The sequence below is a fragment of the Paenarthrobacter sp. genome (genome assembly GCF_031180005.1).
Taxonomy (GTDB): Bacteria; Actinomycetota; Actinomycetes; order Actinomycetales; family Micrococcaceae; genus Arthrobacter.
In genome coordinates this window covers 1-23,628 of sequence record NZ_JAPSHI010000038.1, presented here as the reverse complement: position 1 = coordinate 23,628, position 23,628 = coordinate 1, and the positions used below count along the sequence as shown (strand labels likewise).

Sequence of the window (23,628 nt, the reverse complement as noted above, 5' to 3'; positions counted from 1 at the left end):
GTCAGAACAACTGCCGATATAAGTGCTGATTTGCGAATAAATCCCATGCTATCCCCAATGAGATGTTTTATCTTGCTCTTACGCCTCCTAAGTGGGTGTTCGCAGTGGAACGTGACGTCAATCACGAATATTGTTTAATGCCCCGATCAACGCCGTACATGCTCGGGGAGTATCTGGTCCGCTCCGGCCCGACCGAAATCCGTCTCGTATGGATCGAATGCAGTGTTCAAGACGTCAGATAAACCGAACAACCTGGCGACGTCCAGAAAGGCCTCGAAGCCCACGCCCAGTTCTCCGTGTTCGATTTTTCGGAGGGTATTCCGGCTGATGCGAGCCCTCTCCGCCACCTGCTCCGCCGTTAGCCCCAGCAGCTTCCGCCAGGTGAGCAGGTGCTGGCCGATCTCTTTGGCCGTTCGCTGCGTCTTCGGGGACGTTCTCTTCTGGGACATAACTTCATCATTTGCAATAGTGGTCACAGGCGTAACCACTAAGCTGGTTTGTGCTCATAATGCTGAGCACTAGGGGAACCGAGCAGCCGTACCTCAAGGCCACATGCGGGACCGGACAATCAGCCTTCTTCAGCCGGCTCAATCAACTCGGGGCCGTTGTTGCGGACACTGTTGACCCGTGACTCACGATCCGGGGCGTCAGCGTCGGCTCGGGCAACGAGTTGAGCAAATGCTGGACATCGGCTTTGTCGGTCAGATCCGGGTCCAGCCATTCGCCGAATCGGTATTTGGGAATGACAATCGGTGATCGCTCGTGGATGTGTCCCAAAGCGTCTTGCGTCGTTGTAGTGAGCACCGTGCAGGTGAGCAGCCATTTGTCCGGATGATCTTCAGGTAGCTCAGGATCAGGCCAGAATTCATACAGTCCCGCGAATCCCAGCAGTGGCTCTTTCTCGGAATAGAGATTGTTCGGTATCTTCTTGCCGTGTTCGGTCTTCTGCCATTCGTAGTAGCCTCGGCTGGCAAAATGGCACGGCGTTTGACGGCCGCGCTAAGGAACGACGGCTTCTACAGGATCGCCTCACCCCGGGCATTGATCATCTTCGAACCGATCTTCGCGCCTTTGCCCACGACGTCACCAGCCCCTACTTGGCTATCAACAAGTGCCGGTCGATCGTGCCCTCATCCAGGCGCTCAGCCATAATCGGCACGTTCTGGGTTGGTGCCACGTTCCAGCTTGGAGCCGGCGGAGTACCTTCCACCTCTATGGCGTCGAAGTGGCTTAGAAGGTCGCTTGTTGCTTTGGACATCACGTATCTGCCGCACATGAACCCATTCTGCCCTAGCTAGCAGCAACCACGCTTGACGCTTCGATGGCGCGGTAAGCGCTTCCTTCGTGGAAGCTTTGCCGGCTCATCGCATTTGAGGGTGTAGCGGGGCCGGCGCGTCGGTGGCCGGATAGGGGTCGAGGTCTTCCGATGATGGAAGTTCCTACACCGCCCATCCGGAAGACCTCGATGTGTCCCACGCTACCTTCCTGCCTCCTGACCTGACTACGTTTTGCCGGCTCGATGAACTTGGACTCGAAGCTGCCGGGCAGCGTCTTGCCCCTGGCCGTGCGGTGTTGGAATGCCGTGCCGTTGATCCGGACGACTGGTGCCGTTCGTGTGGTGCGCAGGGCATCACCCGCGGCACGGTCACACGGCCGCTCGCGCACGAACCATTGGGCTGGCGTCCGACGACGCTGCTGGTGAGGGTCCGCCGCTACAAATGCACCGGGTGCGGTCGGGTGTGGCGGCAAGACATCTCCAAAGCCGCTCAGCCACGGGCGAAGATCTCCCGCCGCGGGCTGCGCTGGGCGCTGGAGGGCATCGTGTGCCAGCACCTCACCGTCGCCCGCGTGGCCGAAGGCCTGGGTGTGTCCTGGCATACCGCGAACAACGCGATCCTTGCCGAGGGCAAGCGGGTGTTGATCGAGGACCCGGCCCGGCTCAACGGCGTCGCCGTGATCGGCGTCGATGAGCATGTCTGGCGACACACCCGGCGCGGGGACAAGTACCTCACCGTGATCATCGACCTCACCCCGGTCCGCGACAAGACTGGCCCGGCGCGGTTGCTGAACATGGTCGAGGGCCGCTCGAAACAGGTCTTCAAGGCCTGGCTCGCCGAGCGGCCCAAGCCCTGGCGGGACGGGATCGAGATCGTTGCGATGGACGGGTTCACCGGGTTCAAGACCGCAGCCGCCGAGGAACTCCCGGACGCCGTTGAGGTGATGGATCCGTTTCACGTCGTCCGGCTTGCCGGCGATGCCCTGGACAGGTGCCATCAGCGCGTGCCGCAGCAGACCATCGGGCACCGCGGACGGTCCGGGGACCCGCTCTACGCTGCCCGCCGGACCTTGCACACCGGACACGACCTGCTCACCGAGAAGCAGAAGGACAGGCTGGAGGCCCTCTTCGCCGCGGCCAACCATGCCGAAGTCGAAGCGACCTGGGGCATCTACCAGCGCGTCATCGCCGCCTATCGCGACCCTGACGGCACGCGCGGCAAACAGCTCATGCAAGAACTGATCGGTTCGATCAGTTCCGGCGTTCCCGCTGCGCTCACCGAGGTCATTACGCTGGGCCGGACACTGAAACGCCGTGCCGGGGATATCCTCGGATACTTCGACCGGCCCGGCACCAGCAATGGGCCTACAGAAGCACTCAACGGTCGGCTCGAACACCTCCGTGGCTCCGCTCTCGGCTTTCGGAACCTTGCCAACTACATCGCCCGGTCACTCCTCGAGACCGGCGGATCCAGACCCCGGCTACACCCTCAAATGCGATGAGCCCGTCATCGACGATCACAAAAGGCAGCCCACTATCTTTTCAGACCCAATAAGTTCTTCCACACGCCATCGCCCATCCGACTACGTATCACCAGCGGCAAAGAGATCGCGGAGTGTCTGCTCGCTTACGCGAACGGTCCGGCCCTTGCGGTAGGGGTGGAAGGTCTTCAGCTCACCGGAATCCACCATCCGGCGGACGGTCTTCAGGCTGACGCCCAGGCGTTCAGCAACATCGGGAAGGGAATAAGCGCGGAGAACATCATCGGCACGTGCCGGAGGGGAGATGGTTTTGGTCACACGACAAATTCCTAGGCAGCGGAAGCTACCCGCGCCCTGCGACTTCCTGCGCTTAACGGCTTCCTACCGGGCCCTTACGATCTGAGATTCGATGCTCAGTAGATCCCGAGGGCTATCTTGAATACCCTGAATTACTCCAGTGCCATCTCCTGACACAAACGCAATCACCGCGGTACCTGCGTGGTACCCCCGTGGTACTCGGCAGGCAGGGCCCCCATACGAACCAGCTGCCGGAGGAACTCACATCGCCAGGGAAACCTATCCACGAGTCCCACGCAGGTACCACGGACACGGTGAGAAAGCCTCAGAAACCCAAAGAAACCCCCGGAATTCCGGGGGTTTCTGTTGGTGGGCGATACTGGGTTCGAACCAGTGACCTCTTCGGTGTGAACGAAGCGCGCTACCACTGCGCCAATCGCCCGGGTGCAAAGAAAACACTAACGGACCATGGCCGGAATGCAAAACGCGCGCAACCCCACCACGAAGGAGCGAACTACATCCATGGAATTACAGCCATGAAACTTGCCGCAATCCGCGCAAATACAAGGATCCAGCCACCTTCAGGATCAAAAGCAGGCTACCGATTTGGAGTTTGCAGGAACCTCCTATAGAGTTTTTACTCGTCGGAAAGCGACGGAATGCCTGCAGGGCTGCCCGCCGAAACGACACTGCGGACGTAGCTCAGCTGGTAGAGCACCACCTTGCCAAGGTGGATGTCGCGAGTTCGAATCTCGTCGTCCGCTCGCAAGGCACTGTCAAGGCAAGAATTCCTCGGAATCCTGCTTACACGGTGGGTTGGCCGAGAGGCGAGGCAGCGGCCTGCAAAGCCGTATACACGGGTTCGAATCCCGTACCCACCTCGGTGAAAACCATGTCTTCCAGCTGTTGGCTGGATGCATGGGCGATTGGCGCAGCGGTAGCGCGCTTCCCTGACACGGAAGAGGTCACTGGTTCGATCCCAGTATCGCCCACCAGAACAAGGCAACTTGTTTGTTGTTGAAGGCCAGGCATCAGCCCGGCAGGCAACATGTGCGGACGTAGCTCAGCTGGTAGAGCACCACCTTGCCAAGGTGGATGTCGCGAGTTCGAATCTCGTCGTCCGCTCTCCTTTTGAAGGACCCGGTAACGGGCGATTGGCGCAGCGGTAGCGCGCTTCCCTGACACGGAAGAGGTCACTGGTTCGATCCCAGTATCGCCCACCAAAACAAGGCAACTTGTTTGTAGTTGTTGGCCAGGCATCAGCCCGGCAGGCAACATGTGCGGACGTAGCTCAGCTGGTAGAGCACCACCTTGCCAAGGTGGATGTCGCGAGTTCGAATCTCGTCGTCCGCTCCAAATAGGGAAAGCAGCTCTTCGGAGCTGCTTTTTTTATGCCTTGATTCGGCGAATACTCAATTCATTAATGGAAGTAACCGATACCCCTCAGAAGAAGTCGCTTTATCTAATGTGATTCGACTCGCATAATGTACTGCGAGCTCATCACCGTTCCACGCCAACCGGCAGGAGTACCCCCATGAACCAAATGACGGTTTCCAAGTCCGTCCTGAGGCGCAAGCCCATCGACGACATTGAGGAAGAGAACAAACACAGCGGACTTTTTAAGAGTCTTGGCCTCTGGCAGCTGACAGCCATCGGCGTCGGCGGAATTATCGGCGTCGGCATCTTCTCATTGGCCGGGCTGGTAGCCCACGGCAGCGAGAGCAACCCAGGCGTCGGCCCTGCCGTGCTCTTCTCGTTCCTCATCGCCGGTCTCGCTTCAGGCGCAGCAGCATTGTCCTACGCCGAATTCGCCGGCATGATCCCCCGCGCCGGATCGGCTTACACCTACGGCTACGTTGCTTTGGGAGAGATCATCGGCTGGTTCATCGGCTGGGATCTCCTGCTTGAGTACATCGCCATCGTGGCAGTGGTGGCTATCGGCATCTCCGGTTACTTCGATGCTTTCCTTTCCGGCATCGGAATCCACATGCCCACGTGGATGACGTCCACGGCTGATGAGGGCAAGGGTGGCATCATCAACCTGCCGGCCATCCTCGTCTGCCTCTTGGTCACCTGGATCCTGAGCCGGGGCACCAAGGCATTTGGCCGCTTTGAACTGGTAGCGGTTGCCATCAAGGTCATCCTGATCCTGTTCATCATCGGCCTGGGTGTTTTCTACATCAACACCGAGAACTACAACCCGTTCATGCCCAGTGGATTCGGCCCTGTCCTGGCCGGTGCCGCTACCGTCTTCTTCGCCGTCTTCGGCTATGACGCCATGAGCACCGCCGCCGAAGAGGCCAAGGACGGCAAGAAGCACATGCCCAAGGCCATCATCTTGTCCCTCATCGTGGCCATGCTGCTTTACGTTGCCGCGACACTCGTGCTCACAGGCATGCAGAACTACAAGGACATTGATCCCACGGCCGGCTTCGCATCGGCGTTCCAAGGCGTCGGCCTGCCGGTCATCGCCACCATCATTTCGGTGTTCGCGGTCCTGTCCATCCTCACCGTGATGCTCACCTTCCTCCTGGGTGTCACCCGCGTGTGGTTCTCCATGAGCCGCGACGGTCTTCTCCCCGGCTGGTTTGCCAAGACTGACCGGCACGGGACTCCACAGCGCGTCACGTGGATCGCAGGTGTTGCTTCGGCGTTCCTCGCCGGAGTCTTCCCCATCAAGGAAGTTGCCGACCTCACCAACATCGGCATCCTGGCTGCCTTCGTGGTGGTCTGCATTTCTGTGATCGTCTTCCGCTACACCAAGCCCAACGCTCCGCGCACGTTCCGTTTGCCGTTCATGCCGGTTGTTCCCGCTTTCGGTGTCCTGGCATCGGCGTTCCTCATGTTCCAGCTCCACTGGGAAACGTGGTTGCGGTTCGGGGCATGGCTGGTCATCGGCCTGATCATCTACTTCGCATATGGGCGCAGGCACTCCCTCATGAACCCGGACAGCCCGCGCCACAAGGTCGAAAATCAGCCGTTGGCGTAGTTTGTCCACAGGCCGCCGCCGAACCCTTGGCACCCCGAAGAACTGGTGTTAGGGTCGGACGCGGAGGAGCGAACTGGCTCCGCGAATGGAAGGGAGGTGCCCGTGGGTTTAATTGACGACCTGAAGGGCAAGGCTCAGGGTCTCATTCAAGGCAACGAAGAAGCCATCAAGAATGGCATCGACAAGGCCGGGGATTTTGTGGATCAGAAGACGGGCGGCAAGTACGCCGGTCACGTCGACAAAGTCCAGAATGCCGCTTCCGATTTCGTGGCCAAGAACGACGGTCAGCCTGGACAGGCTCCCGTCACGGATGAGCCGAAGCAGCCGTAGCTGCCTGAGCCGCCGTACCAGATACGTCAAGGGGGCACCGGTCCCGCCGAGAGGCGCCACCGGTGCCCTTGGCGTTTAACGGGCAGCCGCTAAACCGGCTGGTCAGGTACGTTGGACGTTATGCCTTCAGCTTCCACCCCTGACGTCCAAAGCCGCGCCGCCAAGGAGACGCTGGGACCACCCATCACGGCAGGCATCGTCACCGCCCTAGTGGGTTTCACCTCGTCATTTGCTGTAGTCCTTGCAGGTTTGAAGGCTGTGGGGGCAAACCAGGCCCAAGCATCCAGCGGTTTACTGGCGCTAACACTCACCTTTGGTCTGGGCATCCTGTGGCTCTCGTGGCGGTCCCGGATGCCAGTGACTCTGGCGTGGTCCACCCCCGGCGCGGCGTTGCTCGCCTCCGCTGGAATGGTCGACGGCGGCTGGCCGGCTGCTGTAGGTGCCTTCCTCATCGTCGGGGTGCTGATCGTCCTGACAGGGCTCCTTCCCGTCTTGGGGAGGATCATGGCGAAGATCCCCACCGCACTGGCACAGGCAATGCTCGCCGGCGTGCTGCTCCCCCTTTGCCTTGCACCGTTCACATCGTTGGGATCGGCTCCCCTGTTCATCGCGCCGGTGGTGCTGTGCTGGGTGGTCCTGATGAAATTCGCACCACGTTGGTCGGTGCCGGCATCGCTGCTCGTCGCACTGGCGGTCATCGGCGTCCACATCGTGTCCAACGGCGTTCAGATTCCTGGCGGCAGCCTCCTGCCAAGGCTGGAGTGGACCACGCCCGTCTTCACCGTGGAGGCTGCGGTGGGTTTGGCGCTGCCCTTGTTCATCGTCACCATGGCGTCACAGAACATTCCCGGCGTCGCGGTCCTGAAGTCGTTCGGTTACACCACCCCGTGGCGGCCGTCGATGTTGATAACCGGAGCGGGCACCATCGCGGGAGCGCCGTTTGGAGGCCATGCGATCAACCTGGCCGCCCTCAGCGCAGCTTTGGCGGCGGGTGAGGAGGCAGGCAAGGACCACGGCAGGCGCTGGATCGCGGCCTTCGTCTCGGGCTTCGCCTATTTGATCCTGGCCGTTGCCTCAGCAGCACTGGTTACTTTGGTGGCTGCAGCCCCACCCGGACTTCTTGAGACTGTGGCAGGCCTCGCCCTCCTTGGGACACTGGCCTCGGCCATCTCCTCCGCCCTGGCCGTGGCCGAGGAACGCATCCCGGCCTGCATCACTTTCCTGCTGGCAGCATCAGGCCTGAGCTTCGCCGGCGTCGGGGCTGCCTTCTGGGCGCTAGCGGGCGGCATCCTGGTGCGATGGATGCTGAAAAGTCGCGATCCTGTTCACAAAGCGTGAAGCAGGCAGGAAGCCTGATGTACGCGTAAACCCGGTTCAGGCAGGCTCGTGGTTCTGGGCCTCACGGGCAAGAGCCGTCAGCCTGGACACAGCACGGAAGTACTTCTTCGTGTAGCCACCGGTCATCATCTCTTCGGTAAAGAGCTGATCGAAAGGTACGCCACTGGCCAGGATCGGCACGTCTTTGTCATAGAGCCGGTCCGCAAGAACCACAAAGCGTAGGGCGACGGCCTGTTCGGTGATGGTTTCGACGTCGCTCCACACCACGGCCTCCACCCCCGAGATGAGCTGCCGGTAACGGCTCGGGTGGACGGCGGCCAGATGATTCACGAGAGTGCGGAAATCGTCCACAGCCACAGTCTTACCGTCGAACTCAGCACGCATACGGTGCTTGAGCTCTTCGGTCTTGAGGGGTGCGGGAGCCGCGGGCAAACCGCGGTGGCGGAAGTCTTCGCCGTCGATCCTGACGACGTCGAACTGGTCGGCGAGAACCTGTATTTCACGCTGGAAGTCCACTGCCGCGAAGCGCCCTTCACCCAGGGAACCGGGCAGGGTGTTGGACGTGGCCGCGAGCTTCACGCCAGCGTCGGCGAGTTCACGCATGAGCCGGGACATGAGCACGGTGTCTCCCGGATCATCAAGTTCGAATTCGTCGATGCACACCAGCTTGTAGCTGCTCAGTGCTTCCACAGTCTTGCGGAAGGACAGCGCACCCACGAGGTTGGTGTATTCCACGAACGTGCCGAAGGCCTTGGGACCCGGTGACCTGTGCCAAAGGGAAGCCAGAAGGTGGGTCTTACCCACACCAAAACCGCCGTCAAGGTAGATTCCTGCCCTCGTTGCCGGAGCTTTCTTGGCGAACAACTTCTTGAAGAGGCCGCCACCGTCATCGGATCCCACGCCGTCGGCAAATCCGGAGAGGAGCTTCACTGCGTTTGCCTGGCTCGGCTGGGAAGGATCCGGCCGGTAGCTGTCGAACGATACCTCTCCGAATCGCGGAGACGGGTAGAAACCCTTGAGGAGTTCCTCCACGGAGACTGCCGGTGTGCGGGCAGCCAGTTGTTCGATCTTTACCACGGTGGTCCGTTCCTTCGGTATTAGGTCCCCAGCAAGAATACCGGCATCAGACACTCGGAAAACCGCCACGTGACCAAGCCCATGTTTCACCGTATGACCACAGGGAAGCATTCCTCGCTGCCCGTGGTTAGTGTTGGAGCACGCCCGGCCGGCACCTGCACCACCTTCCACGGCCTGGCTCCGACCGTTGTCAGTGAAAGGCCATCACCATGTCCTACCCAGTTGAACAGAACGAAAAGTTTGCATCGTATGCGAACCCCGAACGCCTTGTGTCCACTGAGTGGCTCGCGGCAGCCCTTGCAGACGGCGCCATTGCCGATGGCAAGCTTGTGGTTGTCGAGTCCGACGAAGACGTTCTTCTCTACGAAACCGGCCACATCCCGGGCGCCGTCAAGATTGACTGGCACACCGACCTGAATGACGAGGTCACCCGCGACTACGTGGACGGCGCCGCTTTTGCCGCCCTCGCGGCCTCCAAGGGCATCTCCCGCGACAGCACCGTGGTCATCTACGGTGACAAGTCCAACTGGTGGGCTGCCTACGCGCTCTGGGTCTTTACGCTGTTCGGCCACGAGGACGTCCGCCTCCTTGATGGCGGCCGCGACAAGTGGATCGCCGAAGGCCGCGAGCTGACCACCGACGTCACACAGCCCTCAGTGGGTGAATACCCGGAGGTGGAGCGCAATGATGCTCCGATCCGCGCGTTCAAGGAAGACGTCCTGGCCCATCTGGGCAACCCCCTGATTGATGTCCGCTCCCCTGAGGAGTACACGGGACAGCGCACGCACATGCCGGCCTACCCGGAAGAGGGCGCCCTGCGAGGCGGCCACATTCCCACCGCCGCATCCATCCCGTGGGCACGCGCCGCGGCTGAAGACGGTACCTACCGGAGCCGTGAAGAACTCGAAGCCCTGTACCTCGGCGAGGCTGGACTGGCACCCGGCGATGACGTGGTGGCCTACTGCCGCATCGGCGAGCGGTCCAGCCACACCTGGTTCGCGCTGAAGTACCTGCTGGGCTTCGATACCGTCCGCAACTACGACGGTTCCTGGACCGAGTGGGGCAACGCTGTGCGGGTTCCCATCGTCAAGGGCGCCGAGCGCGGTTCCGTTCCTGCGTCCCTCGTCAGCAACTAGGGGCTCGTCAGCAAGCAGGCCAGTTATCAGGGCATCCGTAGTGTTCAGCCACACAAGATGCATTGACCGCTGTTGTGCGTAAGCTGGAAGTGATGAGTACGAACACTTTGCCCACCGCCCTGGCGGAAATCGTCGATGACTTCCAGGCACTGACGGAGCCTGACCGCCTGCAACTCCTGCTCGAATTCTCGAGGGGTTTGCCGGAGCTTCCGGAGCGCTTGAAGGACCACCCTGAACTGCTGGAACAGGTTGTGGAGTGCCAGTCACCGTTGTTTCTCACCATTGAGTCCGAGAAAAATCCCGACGGCGGCGCCCGCGCCTACCGCCTCTTCTTCAAAGCTCCCCAGGAGGCGCCCACAACCCGTGGTTTCGCAGGGGTCCTGCATGAGGGCTTGGATGGATTGACTGCTGAGGAAATCCTTGCCGTGCCCGACGATATGCCGGAGTTGCTGGGCCTCACACGGGCCATCACTCCCCTGCGCATGCGGGGAATGACCGCCATGCTCGGCCGGATCAAGCGGAAAGTCGCCGCCGCCAGCCGGCTGGAAAACTGACCCGTTGGAAAACTGAAGGGCATAACCACAGGTATGGCCAAGAAGATGGCTTCACAGGGAACGCCGGCTACTGCAGCACTTGCAGCGGCCGGCGTTCCCTTCGTGTTGCACCCCTATGCCCACGATCCGTCGGCGTCCAGCTACGGCCTGGAGGCCTCGGAAGTCCTCGGCATCGAGCCTGAGCGGGTTTTCAAGACCCTCATGGTGGAGGTTGAAGGCCGTCTGGCAGTGGCCATCGTTCCGGTGTCCGGAAACCTCGACCTAAAGTCCGTCGCTGCCGCCCTCGGGGCCAAGAAGGCAGCAATGGCCGATCCCAAGGCCGCCGAACGGCGCACTGGATATGTGCTGGGAGGCATATCACCGCTGGGACAGCGGCAGGCCTCCCCCACGGTCCTTGACGAATCTGCCATGGACTTGGCTACCCTCCTTGTGTCCGGAGGCCGCCGTGGACTGGACATTGAACTGGCTCCGGCCGATCTCATCCGGCTCACCAAGGCCATCACGGCCCCCATCGGCACTGCATCAAACATCAAGGGCTGACCCGAAACCACTGCGGGACCACCCGCAACCGCCAGGGTTCCTCAGCCAAGCTGCCCGATGGCGCCCGCCTGCCCGGGATTGTTTCGGGGAGCCAGTTGCCTCTGCAGCCAAGCGCGGACCACACGCTCCCACCGTTCGGGGTCCACGTTCCACTCTTTGGTGTGCCGCGCGCCGTCGAACGGCTCAAAGGTGACCATCTCGGGGTTCTTTTCAGCAAGGCTGGCTGAGGGCCCGAAGGGCACGTAGTCGTCGTCCACGCTGTGGATCAGCAAGGTGGGGGTCCGCAGCTCGACTGCCCGCGTTTCCCAGTCCATGGCCTTCAGGTCCACGGGCGCAGATAGTCCGGTCAGCCTGCGCCCCAAGGGATGGCCCAGCATCATCTGTCCATACCTACCCACGTTGTAGGGGATTCTGTTCATCTCGGCGTGATGGGCCATGACATTGACCCAATTGATGACCGGAGCATCCAGTACCAAGGCGCGGATGAGGTGGCGATGCTTGGACAGGTCCGCTGTCTGCAGGCTGATCGCCCCGCCCATTGACCAGCCAAACAGGACTATTTCCTGCGCACCTTGGTCGAGCGCGTATTCGATCGCGGCCTCAACGTCGCGCCATTCGGTGGATCCGAGGCCGTACCGCCCATCCGGCGCTGAGGGGGCGAGCCCGTCATTGCGGTAGGAGATCAACAGGCTGTCCATTCCGAGTTCTCGTGCTGCGCGGACGGCACGGAGGCCTTCCAGACGCGTGGCTCCGCGCCCATGGACCATGATTGCGCAGACTGGCGCAGCAGCCGAAGCTTCGGCCCGGATCAACCAGGCGGGTGCTTTCCCGCCGTCGATCTCAATGTCCACGTCCTCGGCAGCAAGCCCGATCGCGCCCGGATCCGGGTACGTTGCACCGCTCCACCAAGCGCGGCGCGCCTCCGAAAGGTTGCCGCTATAAACTTCCTCGACCTCACGCAGCACGGTTTGCTCGGCGGGCGAATATGACACAATCCGGCCGATCCTCGCATGCCCTTGGCCGCCGGCGAAGAAGAGGCTGAAGACGCCGTCGATAGTGGTATCGGGGGTGGCTGCGAGAATGACCTGTTGGCCCTTGTCACCGCGGATCACGGCCAGCACCTCCTGGTCCTCGTGCCGGGCCGCGGGCGTAATGACACGGCGGGCAAAATACACGGCGAGCGCGGAGGACCCCGCGCCTACCAGACCGGCTACGGTACCGCCGGCCAGGAAGCCTGCGATTGCCCATTTGGTGCGGAGGGAGAGTTTCTTGTCTGCAGCGTCGCTCGCTGGCGGGGTAGTCGATGCCATGGTTCCATTGTGGCTGCTCAGCGGCGGTGCTTGGGGCAGGCGTGGACCGCGCGGCGCACTGTGCGCGAATCCTGGCGCGTGAATCACAGTTCGAAAAGTCTGCGGACAGCGGTTCGCCGGGACTACGCTGTAGCCATGAGTGATCCCATCGTCATCCTGACTGAAGAGCCCCTGGGCCCCGACGACCGCGTTAATATCGCCAAATTGCTCGACGGCGGTGATGCGCCCCTTATTGTCTTGGTCCCCTCGAACACAGAGCGACACCTTCTGGTCGATTTCCTGGAGAACCTGTCGCTGCTTGATATCGCGAAGGCGTTCCGCGAGCTCACTGCACAGCATCCTGACCCGGAGGCTGAGCGCGCCGAAGCCTCGGAGACGTTGGCTGCATCGCTGACAGCGTTGGCCGGGTTGGGTGGTGGCGTAACCGGGGAGGTCGTCGACGGCGGTGCCGTGGCCGGCTTGGTGGCGAAGGTCCGGGCGGTGGACGCTGCCCAGGCTGTGGTAATTACCCGGCCCCATGCCATTGCGGACACGTTCCACACGGACTGGGCCAATAAGGCGCAGGACCAGCTGGGGCTTCCGGTCCTCCACCTGTACGCGGGTTCGGGATTTATCGGCGACTCGTGAGCGTTGCATTAGACATGAACACTCCTGACAACATCAGCAAGACAACTTCTGTGCCCGTGGAAAAGAGCGATGCCCAGTGGCGGGAGGAGCTGACGCCCGAGGAATACCGCGTGCTTCGACAGGCGGGCACAGAGCGGCCGTACACGGGCGAGTACTGGGACACCCACACGGAAGGCGTGTACCAGTGTCGCGCTTGCGGCAGCCAGTTGTTCACGAGCCGGGAGAAGTTTGATTCCCATTGTGGTTGGCCGTCGTTTTGGGCACCCTTGGCTGAAGGTACTGTCCGGTATCTCCATGACCGCACCATGGGTATGGATCGTGTGGAAGTCCGCTGCGCCAACTGTGACTCGCATCTGGGTCACGTTTTCGAGGGCGAGGGCTACGGGACGCCCACGGACCAGCGGTTCTGCATTAATTCCGTTTCGCTTCGCTTGGTGACGCCCGAAGAGAGCTAGGCAGTTCCGGACTGGAGCTTATGCCGTCTTCACGCACAAGATGGCCAAGAGTTTCTTATGCTCAAGCCATTCTTGGATTAGCAACGCTTTTTGCTTGCTACGCTCGGCCCAGAAGCAATCACCACTTCGAAAGGGCCGGGCTCCATGACCACTATCACCACCGCTAACCTGCCGCGTGTCGCCGCCGACAACGCCGAATGGATGACCCTGAAGGCTGCGGCTACAGCACTGCAGGGTCACCAGGAGCAGGACGGTTCCATTGCCGATTCCGCGGCCCACCCCGAGGCAGCGGGCCTCGTTGCGACGGTGACCGGCGCCATCGCAGCGCTGGCACCGCATTTCCCCCATGATGCCCGGTACCTGGAACTCCTGGTCGAAGACTTCGGCCGGTGGGTCAAAGGCGGGTTCGGGGTGCCGGACTTCCTGGACTCCCTCCAGGCGTTCCAGCCCCAGGAGCAGCGCATTGATGGCCTCCAGCACCTGGTGGTTTTCCCGATGTACACGCAGAACGGCAGCACCAACAGGTTGGTCGAAGCTGTACTGGTCGAGGTTATCTGGCCGGAGTTCATTGGAGGCCTGGAGGCTGGCGAGTACTCCAACAAGCTCTTCGTTCCCATCCGTTTCGTAGATTTCACTCCCGGGTACGACACCAACTCGGCTGTACTCTTCCCCGAAACGGTGGCCGTCCGCGAGACCCCTGCTTTCACGTGGGGCGCCATCTTCGCTGACCGCGAGGCCGCTCGTTTCCGCCGCGTCCTCAAGGCAGCCGCGGCCACCACGTCGCTGGAACTCCCCGAGGATGCAGCGCAGCTCATCGAGGACCAGGAACTGACCCAGCGAACCTTTGTCATGTGGGACCTGATCCACGACCGCACCCACATGCGCGGGGATCTTCCCTTCGATCCATTCATGATCAAGCAGCGAATGCCGTTCTTCCTTTACTCCCTGGAAGAGCTGCGCTGCGATCTGACCGCCTTCCGTGAGTCCGTACGCATTGAAAAAGACGAACAAGCCGATCCCGATGCCCGCAAGCATGCAAAGCTCGTCCAGTACGCAGTGATCTTCGACCGGATCTTCCGATTCGCCATCACGGGCAGCCGCGTCCGTAACTACGACGGCCTGGGCGGCCAACTCCTGTTCGCATGGATGCACCAGCACCACGTGCTCCACTGGACGGACAGCAAGCTCTCCATCGACTGGGACGAAGCTGCCTCAGTAGTAGTGGAACTCGGTGCCAAAATCGAAGAGTTGTACTGGCGCTCGATTGACCGCCCGAAGGCTGCCCACTGGCTGGCGGCATACGAGCTCATTTCGAGAACCGTGACTCCCCACCCGGCGTCGGTATGGGCCAAAGGCCCGGAGGCGCTGCCCTTGGACGGTCCGCCCCGCGGCCTCACGGACCAGGTGCTGGATGACGAGTTCCCGCTGTCCATGTTCTACGAAGCACTGGAGAAGAAGATGCGCCCTGTCATCGAGTCCACCACCGGCATCACTGGCTCGACGGCGGCCTGATGACCACACTGACCATCCTTGTGACCGGAGGAAGCAGCGCTTCGGGCATCGCCGTGGCTCGCGCTTTGGGGGCCGCCGGTCACAGGGTGCTTACAGTTGGCTCGGACGACGTCCGGATCAAAGCAGCCGCGGCTGAAGCCGGCAATGGGGCAACTCCCCTGGTTTCCGATCTTTCCAACCTGGATTCGGTACGGGAACTTGCAGCCGGCGTCCGGGACCTCGGCATCGAGGGCATCGACGGTGTGATCCACCTGGTGGGCGGCTGGCGAGGCGCCAAGGGCATCGAAGACCAAACCGATGAGGACTGGGAGTCCATGGAACGAAGCGCTGTCACCACGCTTCGCAACGTCTCCCGGGTCTTCTACAACCAAGTTGAAGCATCCCCTCACGGTCGTTTTGCCATGGTGTCCTCAACCACCGCCGCTGCTCCCACAGCCGCGGCTGCCAGCTACGCGGCGGCAAAAGCAGCCGCAGAAGCTTGGACCCTGGCGGTAGCGGATGGTTTCCGGCGGGCGCAATCCGGAAGCGCCGGAAACCCTGACGCACCCACTGAACAGCACAGCGCGGCAGTAATTTTCGTGGTCAAAGCCCTCGTGGACCGAGCCATGCGGGAGGCCCATCCCGAAAGGCGATTTCCCGGCTTCACGGACGTTGAAGAACTGGCGGCTGCCGCCGTCGGACTCTTTGAACAACCCGCCGCCACCCTCAACGGTCAGCGCATCCTGCTGGCCACATGGAATCCTGCCGGCCAAATAGACTTGAAAGCGTGAATGAACAAGTGACGAGCACAACAGAGGCAATCCACAGCGCCACCGAAACCTCCGGCGCGGGTCAACTGCACAACCCTGCGGTTCGTGGGTTCGCATCGGACAACTACTCCGGCGTACATCCGGAGATCCTCTCAGCACTGGCAACCGCCAACGGCGGGCACCAGGTGTCCTACGGTGATGACGTCTACACAGCACGGCTGCAAGAGGTACTGGAGCAGCAATTCGGCCCGGGCATCGAGACCTTCCCGGTTTTCAACGGCACTGGTGCCAACGTCCTGGCCCTGCAATCACTCCTTCCCCGCTGGGGTGCGGTGATCTGCGCATCCACAGCACACATCAACATGGACGAGAACGGTGCACCGGAACGGGTGGGCGGGATCAAGCTCCTGCAGGTGCCCACGGAGGACGGCAAGCTCACGCCCGAGCTGATCGACCGGGAGGCCTGGGGCTGGGGCGACGAGCACCGCGCCCAGCCGCTGGTGGTGTCCATTACCCAAACCACTGAACTTGGCACCTGCTATACGCCGGAAGAAGTGCGGGCCATCGCCGACCATGCCCATGCCAAAGGCATGAAGCTGCACATGGATGGCGCCCGGCTTGCGAACGCCGCAGCGTACCTGGACGTTCCCCTCCGCGCGTTCACCCGCGACGCCGGCGTGGACATCCTGTCCTTTGGCGGCACCAAGAACGGACTTCTTTTTGGTGAAGTCGTGGTGGCCCTGAACCCGGAGGCAGCTGACGGCCTGAAGTTCCTGCGCAAAATGAACATGCAATTGGCATCGAAGATGCGCTTTATCTCGGCCCAGTTCATCGCTTTGCTGGAGGATGGCCTCTGGTTGCGTTCTGCCGCCCATGCCAACGCCATGGCCGTCCGCCTGCGAACGGCAGTTGAAGGACTCGACGGCGTGGAGCCAACCCAGGCAACGCAGTCCAACGGCGTCTTCGCCATCCTTCCTGAAGGCGTGGCGGACAAGTTGCGTGAATCTTTCGCCTTCTATGACTGGGATGCCGCCCGCCGCGAAGTCAGGTGGATGTGTTCGTTCGATACAACGGAGGAAGACATTGACGCTTTCGTGGCGGCAATTAAGCGCGAACTGGCCTAACAAGTAACACGTGCAAACCGGGGCGGCGAGCCTGCGCAGATTCGCTGCCCCGGACGCATAATCTGCGATGGTGAACGCCCTCGCACAGGTTCCCTCGGAATTTCTCTTCGCCTTGGGATCGCTACGAAAAGCACAATGCCGCAGCGAACTGCGGCTTGACGAAATCCCCGCCCCTGCCCGCTTGGCTCCCTACGCAGTTGCCCTGGGAGCCGAAGTTTTCAGCCCCACTGCGGCAACCCGCCAAGTTCCCGTCCATGGACCAGCTGCCAAGGCCTTCGCCGCGAACCAAGGCAGCAGCCCCTCAAGCGAAGAGGACGACGAACTGGCCACCGGCCGCTTTATCCTCCTTTACGACCCCGACGGTTCTGCCGTTTGGGAGGGAGAGTTCCGAATCGTCACCTACATTCGGGCCCAAATGGACGCTGAGATGGGCAACGACTCCATGCTTGGCTCTGTTGCCTGGACCTGGCTTGTGGACGCCCTGGAGAACCATGCCGCGCCCTATCGGGCCGCTGGCGGCACCGCCACCAGGATACTTTCCGAAAGCTTCGGCACCTTGGCTGAACGGCCCGACACCATAGACATAGAACTCCGCGCATCCTGGACACCGGCAAGCCAGGATGTTCAAGCCCACCTCGAAGCGTGGTCCGACATGGTCTGTACCTTCGCTGGCCTGCCGCCCCTGCCTCCAGGAGTTACCGGACTGCCCAACAGGAGACTCAATTGAGGGTGAGAATCGCGTCCACGGGTAATCAAAATGGTCGCGCAAAATGCCGCTGCGGCCGGAATCGGTAAGCTTAACCCACCATGACCCCTGAAAATCCGGAAAACACCACGGCCGGCGACCCGGTTGCTGATCCCACCACCCACATCAAGGTAGACGGCTTCGATAGCCACGTCCCTGAAATCATCGATCTCGACACTCCCCGCGAGGGCGTACCCCTGGTCATCGACACCCCGTCCGGGCTGGAGCGGTGCGCAGCCGCAATCACCATCGGCACAGGACCTGCCGGAGTTGACGCAGAACGCGCTTCCGGGTTCCGCTACGGGCAACGGGCTTTCCTGGTACAGATCCGTCGCGAGGGCGCCGGAACCTGGCTGATCGATCCCGAACCATTCGAGAACCTGGACATCATCAATGACGCCCTCCGCGGGGTCGAATGGATCCTCCACGCGGCCTCACAGGACCTCCCTTGCCTATCGGAGCTCGGCATGTGGCCGGACAAGCTCTTCGATACCGAACTTGCAGCCCGCCTCGCGGGCCTTCCCCGGGTGGGCCTTGCCGCCGTCATTGAACAACTTCTGGGATTCGGCCTCGCGAAAGAACACTCCGCTGCCGACTGGTCCACACGCCCCCTGCCGGAACCCTGGCTGCGTTACGCAGCGCTCGACGTCGAAGTCCTCGCCGAACTCCGCGAGGAACTCATCGAGTTGCTCGAGGCTGACGGCAAGCTTGAATACGCCGAACAGGAGTTTGCCGGCATCCTCGCCGCAGGACTTTCCGCCCCGCGCGTGGATCCTTGGCGGAAGACCTCCGGGCTCCATCAGATACGCGACCGCCGCCAATTGGCAGCTGTACGTGAGCTTTGGCTTGAACGCGACCAACTGGCACGCAAACGGGACGTAGCTCCCGGCCGGCTCATCCCTGACTCGGCGCTGGTGGCTGCAGCCAAAGCCATGCCCACCACCGTGCCGCAGCTACTGGCCACCAAAGGATTCCACGGCCGGTCCGCCCAGAGGGAAGCCCCGCGCTGGCTCCGTTGCATCACCAACGCCAGGACGCTCACGGATCTCCCACCCCTGCACTTACCCACCAACGCCCCGCCTCCGCCACGGGTCTGGGCGGACAGGGATCCCGAGGCCGCAGCACGCCTTGCCACCGCCAGGCCAGCCCTGCAGGCAAAGGCAGATGAGCTGAAGCTGCCCGTGGAGAACTTACTGACACCAGACTATTTGCGACGGGTTACCTGGCGCCCTCCGGCTGATGTTTCTTTGGAGTCCATCGCTGCAGAGTTGCGGTCCCTGGGTGCGCGTGAGTGGCAAATCTCCTTTGCCGCTCCGATACTTACCGAAGCGTGCTTGAACCCGGCTCCGCTTCCCGGCAAAGAGTCCAAGGGGAAGGAAGTTCAAACGTCCAAGGACGCGCAACCTTCCAGCAATGCCGGCTGAGCTCCCGCCCGCTTTGAGGCCTGTCACCCGAACTGAAGTTCATGGTGGCAGGCCTTTCGCGTCCCCGAGGACTAGTGGGCAACGCCTGCGCCGCGGGTCTTGCAAGCTAAGTTACCCACGAGTAACATTGGACCCAATGCCAGCCGAAGCCCCCGCGACGCGGGACTCGGCGCCATGTCTCAACGAGGAGTTATTACATGAGTCCATCACGCAGTGCTCAGAGGAACGTCCGCGACGTCGTCTTCGTGGACGGTGTGCGCACCCCCTTCGGAAAGGCCGGCGAAAAAGGCATCTATGCGGGCACCCGCGCCGATGACCTCGTGGTGAAGTGCATCCGCGAACTGATGCGCCGGAATCCCTCACTGCCCGCGGACCGGATCGACGAAGTCGCCATCGCCGCCACCACCCAGACCGGGGATCAAGGCCTCACCATCGGCCGCACAGCGGCACTGTTGGCCGGGCTCCCCCGCACGGTACCCGGCTTCGCCATCGACCGCATGTGCGCAGGTGCCATGACCGCAGTAACGACGACGGCGAGCGGCATCGGTTTCGGTGCCTACGACGTCGTGATTGCAGGCGGCGTTGAACACATGGGCAACCACCCCATGGGCGCAGGCGCCGATCCCAATCCGCGGTTTATGTCCGAACGCCTGGTGGACCCCGCAGCGCTGAACATGGGCAACACGGCCGAGAACCTGCACGACCGCTTCCCCGCGATCACCAAGGACCGCACGGACACCTATGCGGCGGCCTCCCAGGCCAAGCTCGCTGCAGCCTACTCCAATGAACAAATCCAGCACGACCTGGTCCCCGTAGCCACCATGAAGCCCGGCCAGGGCTGGGCACTGCACACAGCGGACGAGCCGCCGCGGCCCGGCACCACTGTTGCCGACCTGGCCGAACTTCGGACCCCGTTCCGCGCGCATGGTCGCGTCACCGCAGGCAACGCTGCAGGATTGAACGACGGCGCCACGGCGGCGGTTCTCGCTTCGGCCGAAGCGGCTGAAGAACTGGGCCTCACAGTCAAGATGCGCCTGGTCTCCTACGCTTTCGCCGGTGTCGAACCCGAGGTTATGGGCATCGGACCGGTTCCCGCCACGGAAAAGGCACTGAAGAACGCAGGGCTGGGCATCGAGGACATTGGGCTCTTCGAAATCAACGAGGCCTTCGCCGTCCAGGTCCTCAGTTTCCTGGACCACTTCGGCATCGCCGATGACGATCCCCGGGTCAACCGCTATGGCGGTGCGATCGCCGTCGGACATCCACTTGCTTCCTCGGGCGTCCGCCTGATGAACCAGCTCGCGCGGCAATTCGAGGAAGACCACTCCGTCCGCTACGGCATTACCACCATGTGCATTGGATTGGGCATGGGCGCCACGGTGATCTGGGAGAACCCGCACCATGCCGCCTACGAATCGTTCACCACTGACCAGGCCACCGCTGCCACCACCGAAGGAGCTGCCGCATGAGCGCCGCCGAATTCCAGAAGCTCGCCGCACTTTTCCCTGATGAGATTGTCACGCACTCCTATGTGCAGGACATCCAGTTGCCGGGGGGCGCGGGGACCTTCGCACTGATCACTTTGGACAATGGCCTTGACCACTCCAAGCCCACCACGCTGGGGCCCAATACGCTCGTTGAGCTCGGCGACGTTTTGGAGAAGCTCAAGGAGCGGGCCTCGCGGGGAGAGATTGTTGGCGTCGGCGTCACGGGAAAGCCGTACTTCCTGGTTGCCGGTGCCGACCTTTCCGCCGTAAAGACACTCAAGGAACGCGAGCATGGCCTCTGGATGGCGCAGCTTGGCCACGCCGTCTACAGCACCCTTGCCAACCTGGGTGTTCCGAGCTTCGCCTTCATCAATGGCCTTGCCCTGGGCGGCGGGCTGGAGATCGCCCTGCAGTCCACGTATCGGACCGTCTCCACGGGTGCCGGCGCCCTGGCCTTGCCTGAGGCGTTCATCGGCCTCGTCCCGGGTTGGGGTGGCGTCTACATCCTGCCCCGCCTCATCGGTCCCGAGAACGCCGTCAAGGTGATGATTGAGAATCCCCTCAGTAACAACCGGACGCTCACCGGACCAGAGGCGTTCGAGCTCGGCGTGGCCGATGCCATGTTCGAACCGGCCGATTTCGTGGAGCAGTCGCTCGCGTGGGCGGCGCGGGTAATTTCCGGCGAGGTGACGCCTGAGCGTAAGAACTCCGTTGACGCCACCGATGACACAGTCGCCGCCCGTTGGACAGCTGCGGTAGCCGCAGGACGGGCTTTTGTGGAGTCCAAGACCTCCAACGCCTCCCCCGCCCCGGGCAAGGTCCTGGACGTCATGGAGGCCAACCGCACCATGACCCAAGCCGGGTCGGCTGAGCTCGAGTGTGAGACTCTCGCGGGGCTCATGCAAACCGACGAATTCCGCTCCACCGTGTACGCGTTCCTGGATCTCGTCCAAAAGCGCTCCAAGCGTCCCGCGGGCGCCCCGGATCGCAAGCTGGCCCGCCCGGTCACCAAGATCGGCGTGGTAGGTGCAGGGCTCATGGCAAGCCAGCTTGCACTGCTGTTCGCCCGGCAGCTGAAAGTCCCGGTGGTCATGACCGATATCGACCAGGCACGGGTGGACAAGGGCGTCGCGTACGTCCACGCCGAAGTCGACAAATTGCTTGCCAAGAAGCGGATCAAGCAGGACGCCGCCAACAGGACCAAGGCCCTCATTACGGGTTCTGTCTCGAAGGAAGCCTTCACCGACGCCGACTTCGTCATCGAAGCCGTCTTCGAGGAACTCCACATCAAGAAGCAGGTCTTCGCCGAGGTAGAAGCGATCGTTTCTCCTGAATGCATCCTTGCCACGAACACGTCTTCACTGTCCGTCACTGCCATGGCCGAAGATTTGAAGCACCCCGAACGCCTCGTGGGCTTCCACTTCTTCAACCCGGTGGCTGTCATGCCGCTGTTGGAGATCGTTCGGGCCCCAAAGACCGACGACGCCGTCCTGGCCACCGCGTTCGAACTCGCCAAGGGACTCAAAAAGACCGCTGTTCTGGTCAAGGATGCCGCAGCCTTCGTGGTCAACCGTATCCTGCTTCGCCTCATGGGCGAGGTTATCGCGGCGTTCGACGAAGGGACTCCGGCGGAGGTGGCAGACAGCGCGCTGCGCCCCATGGGACTGCCAATGTCGCCGTTTACCTTGAGTGCCATGGTTGGCCTGCCGGTAGCGCAGCATGTCCAGGAGTCGCTGCACGCCGCGTTCGGGGACCGGTTCCCGGTCTCGCAGAACCTGCAGAAACTCATCGACAACGGAGTGAAGAGCCTCTGGGTCCCGGGCCCTGACGGAACTCCTGTCATACCGGCGGAGACGCTGGCCATCATGTCCTTTGGCAACACCCCGTCCACTGGCGAGGAAGTCCTCCGGCGAACCCAGGATGCCCTGGCCGAGGAGATCGGGCTGATGCTCGAAGAAGGTGTCGTGGCCGGACCCGAAGACATCGACCTTTGCGTCATCATGGGCGCCGGGTGGCCGATGTTCCTGGGCGGCATTACGCCGTACCTGGACCGGGTGGGCGCATCGGAGCGGGTCAACGGCAAGCGGTTCCTCGCCCCTGGCGTTGCATCAGCACCTGCCTAGGGCTTACGACCAGCGCTCTCTCACATCCCTAGGGCTTCCGGCCGACCCTCTCGCACATCCCTACGGCTTCCGGCCGACCCTCTCTCACATCCCTACGGCTTCCGGCCGACGCTCTCTCTCATCCCTACGGCTTCCGACCGACGCTCTCGCACATCCCTATGCGCTCGTCAAGTTTTTGAGACAGGTTTTGCGCTCGTCAAGTTTTTGAGACAGGTTTCGTTGTTTTTGGTTAGGCTGCCAGGGGTTGCTGGCGGCGGGGGTTGTAGGTGGTGTGGGCGGTTAGTGGGGCTGCGCCGCCGGCCCTTCTGTTGGGTCGGCGGCGGTTGTACCAGCCCTCGATGTATTCCATTACTCCGGTCCGGGCGGCGAGCCGGGATGTGAAGCGCCGGTGGTGGTAGAACTCGGTTTTCAGGTGCGAGAAGAAGTTCTCCGCGACTGCGTTGTCCCAACAGACGCCGACTTTGCCCATGGACTGGGTGACGCTGTTGCTGCCGCACCAGTTCTGAAATTCGTCGGAGGTGTACTGGGTACCGCGGTCGGAGTGGAAGATGACCGAGGGACCGCTGAGGTGTCCGTGGTTCCGGGCCATCTGCAATGCCGCGGTGCACAGGCTTGCCCGCATGTGGGCAGCCATGGACCAGCCGATGACCATGCCGGAAAACAGATCGATGACGGTGGCCAGGTAGAGCCAGCCCTCACCGGTGCGCAGGTAGGTGATGTCACCGACCAGTCGGGTCCCGGGGACTGTGGAGGTGAAGTCGCGTTTTCCCTGGTCATCGAGCATGTGGTTCTCGATATGGGCGGTCTTGGCCTGCGGGTCCTGAACCGTGGTCTGTTTCCAGGCCTGGGTTCGGATGGCCCGCAAGCCCTTTTCGCGCATGATGGCCCCCACGGTGGGGGCGGAGACTTTGGTCCCGGCCGCGTTCAGCAAAAGAGTCAGCTGATCACGGCCGGCACGGCCTTCTTCCTTCTCGTACAGGCCGGTGACCGCCGTGACCAGATTCTGATGCCGGACCGCCCGCGGTGACGGCACCGCGGGCCTGCGCCAGCGGTA

At 62.2% G+C, this 23,628-nt stretch carries 23 protein-coding genes and 7 tRNA genes; 22 read left to right on the top strand and 8 right to left on the bottom strand.

The genetic code is table 11. From position 1 onward, the window contains the following. Positions 1 to 146: 146 nt before the first annotated feature. The 3 genes from RIF72_RS18525 to RIF72_RS18515 form a co-directional block, all read right to left on the bottom strand. The gene (locus tag RIF72_RS18525; protein ID WP_309076283.1) at positions 147 to 449 is read right to left on the bottom strand and encodes a helix-turn-helix transcriptional regulator; all 303 of its coding nucleotides are present in this window, start codon (positions 447 to 449) and stop codon (positions 147 to 149) included. 142 nt (positions 450 to 591) lie between these two features. Further along, on the bottom strand, positions 592 to 924 hold the full coding sequence (locus RIF72_RS18520; RefSeq protein ID WP_309076284.1) for an SOS response-associated peptidase family protein: 333 nt from the start codon (positions 922 to 924) through the stop codon (positions 592 to 594). A gap of 169 nt (positions 925 to 1,093) precedes the next feature. Continuing rightward, complete coding sequence (locus RIF72_RS18515) at positions 1,094 to 1,276, bottom strand: SOS response-associated peptidase family protein (protein ID WP_309076282.1); 183 nt, start codon at positions 1,274 to 1,276, stop codon at positions 1,094 to 1,096. Between the two features lie 191 nt (positions 1,277 to 1,467). Here RIF72_RS18515 and RIF72_RS18510 point away from each other — a divergent pair, with 191 nt between their 5' ends. After that, positions 1,468 to 2,778 (top strand): ISL3 family transposase, encoded by a 1,311-nt coding sequence (locus RIF72_RS18510; RefSeq protein WP_309076281.1) that lies wholly within the window; start codon positions 1,468 to 1,470, stop codon positions 2,776 to 2,778. An 81-nt stretch (positions 2,779 to 2,859) separates the two neighbouring features. Here the strand turns inward: RIF72_RS18510 and RIF72_RS18505 are convergent, their stop codons facing one another. Together RIF72_RS18505 and RIF72_RS18500 are read right to left on the bottom strand one after the other, a co-directional pair. Further along, positions 2,860 to 3,075, bottom strand: coding sequence for a helix-turn-helix domain-containing protein (locus tag RIF72_RS18505; protein WP_309076280.1), 216 nt, complete (start codon positions 3,073 to 3,075; stop codon positions 2,860 to 2,862). A gap of 346 nt (positions 3,076 to 3,421) precedes the next feature. After that, a tRNA-Val gene (locus tag RIF72_RS18500) sits at positions 3,422 to 3,496 on the bottom strand. 249 nt (positions 3,497 to 3,745) lie between these two features. On the opposite strand from RIF72_RS18500, the gene RIF72_RS18495 reads away from it, so the two are divergent. The 9 genes from RIF72_RS18495 (at position 3,746) to RIF72_RS18455 (ending at position 7,711) form a co-directional block, all read left to right on the top strand. Continuing rightward, a tRNA-Gly gene (locus tag RIF72_RS18495) sits at positions 3,746 to 3,818 on the top strand. A 46-nt stretch (positions 3,819 to 3,864) separates the two neighbouring features. Then, positions 3,865 to 3,935 (top strand) — tRNA-Cys (locus RIF72_RS18490). Between the two features lie 39 nt (positions 3,936 to 3,974). Further along, positions 3,975 to 4,049, top strand: a tRNA-Val gene (locus RIF72_RS18485). 57 nt (positions 4,050 to 4,106) lie between these two features. Continuing rightward, positions 4,107 to 4,179: transfer RNA gene (locus tag RIF72_RS18480), tRNA-Gly, on the top strand. Positions 4,180 to 4,202: 23 nt separating this feature from the next. After that, positions 4,203 to 4,277: transfer RNA gene (locus RIF72_RS18475), tRNA-Val, on the top strand. A gap of 57 nt (positions 4,278 to 4,334) precedes the next feature. Next, a tRNA-Gly gene (locus RIF72_RS18470) sits at positions 4,335 to 4,410 on the top strand. Between the two features lie 178 nt (positions 4,411 to 4,588). Further along, complete coding sequence (locus tag RIF72_RS18465; RefSeq protein WP_309076279.1) at positions 4,589 to 6,043, top strand: amino acid permease; 1,455 nt, start codon at positions 4,589 to 4,591, stop codon at positions 6,041 to 6,043. Positions 6,044 to 6,139: 96 nt separating this feature from the next. Then, on the top strand, positions 6,140 to 6,373 hold the full coding sequence (locus tag RIF72_RS18460) for an antitoxin (RefSeq protein ID WP_309076278.1): 234 nt from the start codon (positions 6,140 to 6,142) through the stop codon (positions 6,371 to 6,373). A 120-nt stretch (positions 6,374 to 6,493) separates the two neighbouring features. After that, positions 6,494 to 7,711: a benzoate/H(+) symporter BenE family transporter gene (locus tag RIF72_RS18455; protein WP_309076277.1), complete on the top strand. Its 1,218-nt coding sequence runs from the start codon at positions 6,494 to 6,496 to the stop codon at positions 7,709 to 7,711. Positions 7,712 to 7,747: 36 nt separating this feature from the next. Here the strand turns inward: RIF72_RS18455 and zapE are convergent, their stop codons facing one another. Continuing rightward, positions 7,748 to 8,788, bottom strand: a complete 1,041-nt coding sequence (gene zapE / locus RIF72_RS18450) for a cell division protein ZapE (RefSeq protein WP_309076276.1) — start codon at positions 8,786 to 8,788, stop codon at positions 7,748 to 7,750. Between the two features lie 209 nt (positions 8,789 to 8,997). Here zapE and RIF72_RS18445 point away from each other — a divergent pair, with 209 nt between their 5' ends. From RIF72_RS18445 to ybaK, 3 genes are all read left to right on the top strand, one after another. Continuing rightward, positions 8,998 to 9,924, top strand: coding sequence for a sulfurtransferase (locus tag RIF72_RS18445; protein ID WP_309076275.1), 927 nt, complete (start codon positions 8,998 to 9,000; stop codon positions 9,922 to 9,924). A 92-nt stretch (positions 9,925 to 10,016) separates the two neighbouring features. After that, entirely contained in the window at positions 10,017 to 10,478 is a 462-nt protein-coding gene (locus RIF72_RS18440; RefSeq protein ID WP_178995486.1) for a SufE family protein, read from the top strand. A gap of 33 nt (positions 10,479 to 10,511) precedes the next feature. Further along, positions 10,512 to 11,018 (top strand): Cys-tRNA(Pro) deacylase, encoded by a 507-nt coding sequence (gene ybaK / locus RIF72_RS18435; protein ID WP_309076274.1) that lies wholly within the window; start codon positions 10,512 to 10,514, stop codon positions 11,016 to 11,018. 41 nt (positions 11,019 to 11,059) lie between these two features. Here ybaK and RIF72_RS18430 read toward each other — a convergent pair whose 3' ends face one another. Next, the gene (locus tag RIF72_RS18430; protein ID WP_309076273.1) at positions 11,060 to 12,328 is read right to left on the bottom strand and encodes an alpha/beta fold hydrolase; all 1,269 of its coding nucleotides are present in this window, start codon (positions 12,326 to 12,328) and stop codon (positions 11,060 to 11,062) included. A gap of 135 nt (positions 12,329 to 12,463) precedes the next feature. Between RIF72_RS18430 and RIF72_RS18425 the strand changes: the two genes are divergently transcribed. From RIF72_RS18425 to RIF72_RS18385, 9 genes are all read left to right on the top strand, one after another. Beyond that, the gene (locus RIF72_RS18425) at positions 12,464 to 12,955 is read left to right on the top strand and encodes a hypothetical protein (protein ID WP_309076272.1); all 492 of its coding nucleotides are present in this window, start codon (positions 12,464 to 12,466) and stop codon (positions 12,953 to 12,955) included. A gap of 14 nt (positions 12,956 to 12,969) precedes the next feature. After that, positions 12,970 to 13,410 carry a peptide-methionine (R)-S-oxide reductase MsrB gene (gene msrB / locus RIF72_RS18420; RefSeq protein WP_309076271.1) on the top strand — a complete coding sequence of 147 codons (441 nt, stop codon included), beginning with the start codon at positions 12,970 to 12,972 and terminating at the stop codon, positions 13,408 to 13,410. A gap of 144 nt (positions 13,411 to 13,554) precedes the next feature. After that, on the top strand, positions 13,555 to 14,922 hold the full coding sequence (locus RIF72_RS18415) for a DUF6421 family protein (RefSeq protein WP_309076270.1): 1,368 nt from the start codon (positions 13,555 to 13,557) through the stop codon (positions 14,920 to 14,922). Continuing rightward, entirely contained in the window at positions 14,922 to 15,692 is a 771-nt protein-coding gene (locus RIF72_RS18410) for an SDR family NAD(P)-dependent oxidoreductase (RefSeq protein ID WP_309076269.1), read from the top strand. Before RIF72_RS18415 ends, RIF72_RS18410 begins: the two co-directional genes overlap by 1 nt. Then, positions 15,689 to 16,795, top strand: a complete 1,107-nt coding sequence (locus tag RIF72_RS18405; protein ID WP_309076268.1) for a low specificity L-threonine aldolase — start codon at positions 15,689 to 15,691, stop codon at positions 16,793 to 16,795. The genes RIF72_RS18410 and RIF72_RS18405 overlap by 4 nt, the downstream gene beginning before the upstream one ends. 67 nt (positions 16,796 to 16,862) lie before the next feature. Beyond that, positions 16,863 to 17,522: a DUF3000 domain-containing protein gene (locus tag RIF72_RS18400; RefSeq protein WP_105690896.1), complete on the top strand. Its 660-nt coding sequence runs from the start codon at positions 16,863 to 16,865 to the stop codon at positions 17,520 to 17,522. An 80-nt stretch (positions 17,523 to 17,602) separates the two neighbouring features. Next, on the top strand, positions 17,603 to 18,964 hold the full coding sequence (locus tag RIF72_RS18395) for an HRDC domain-containing protein (RefSeq protein ID WP_309076267.1): 1,362 nt from the start codon (positions 17,603 to 17,605) through the stop codon (positions 18,962 to 18,964). Positions 18,965 to 19,161: 197 nt separating this feature from the next. Continuing rightward, positions 19,162 to 20,433 carry an acetyl-CoA C-acyltransferase gene (locus RIF72_RS18390; RefSeq protein ID WP_309076266.1) on the top strand — a complete coding sequence of 424 codons (1,272 nt, stop codon included), beginning with the start codon at positions 19,162 to 19,164 and terminating at the stop codon, positions 20,431 to 20,433. Then, the gene (locus RIF72_RS18385; protein WP_309076265.1) at positions 20,430 to 22,574 is read left to right on the top strand and encodes a 3-hydroxyacyl-CoA dehydrogenase NAD-binding domain-containing protein; all 2,145 of its coding nucleotides are present in this window, start codon (positions 20,430 to 20,432) and stop codon (positions 22,572 to 22,574) included. The genes RIF72_RS18390 and RIF72_RS18385 overlap by 4 nt, the downstream gene beginning before the upstream one ends. Positions 22,575 to 22,803: 229 nt before the next feature. On the opposite strand, the gene RIF72_RS18380 is transcribed toward RIF72_RS18385, so the two are convergent. Next, positions 22,804 to 23,628: IS3 family transposase (locus RIF72_RS18380; RefSeq protein ID WP_309076264.1), on the bottom strand; the 825-nt coding region annotated here is incomplete at its 5' end.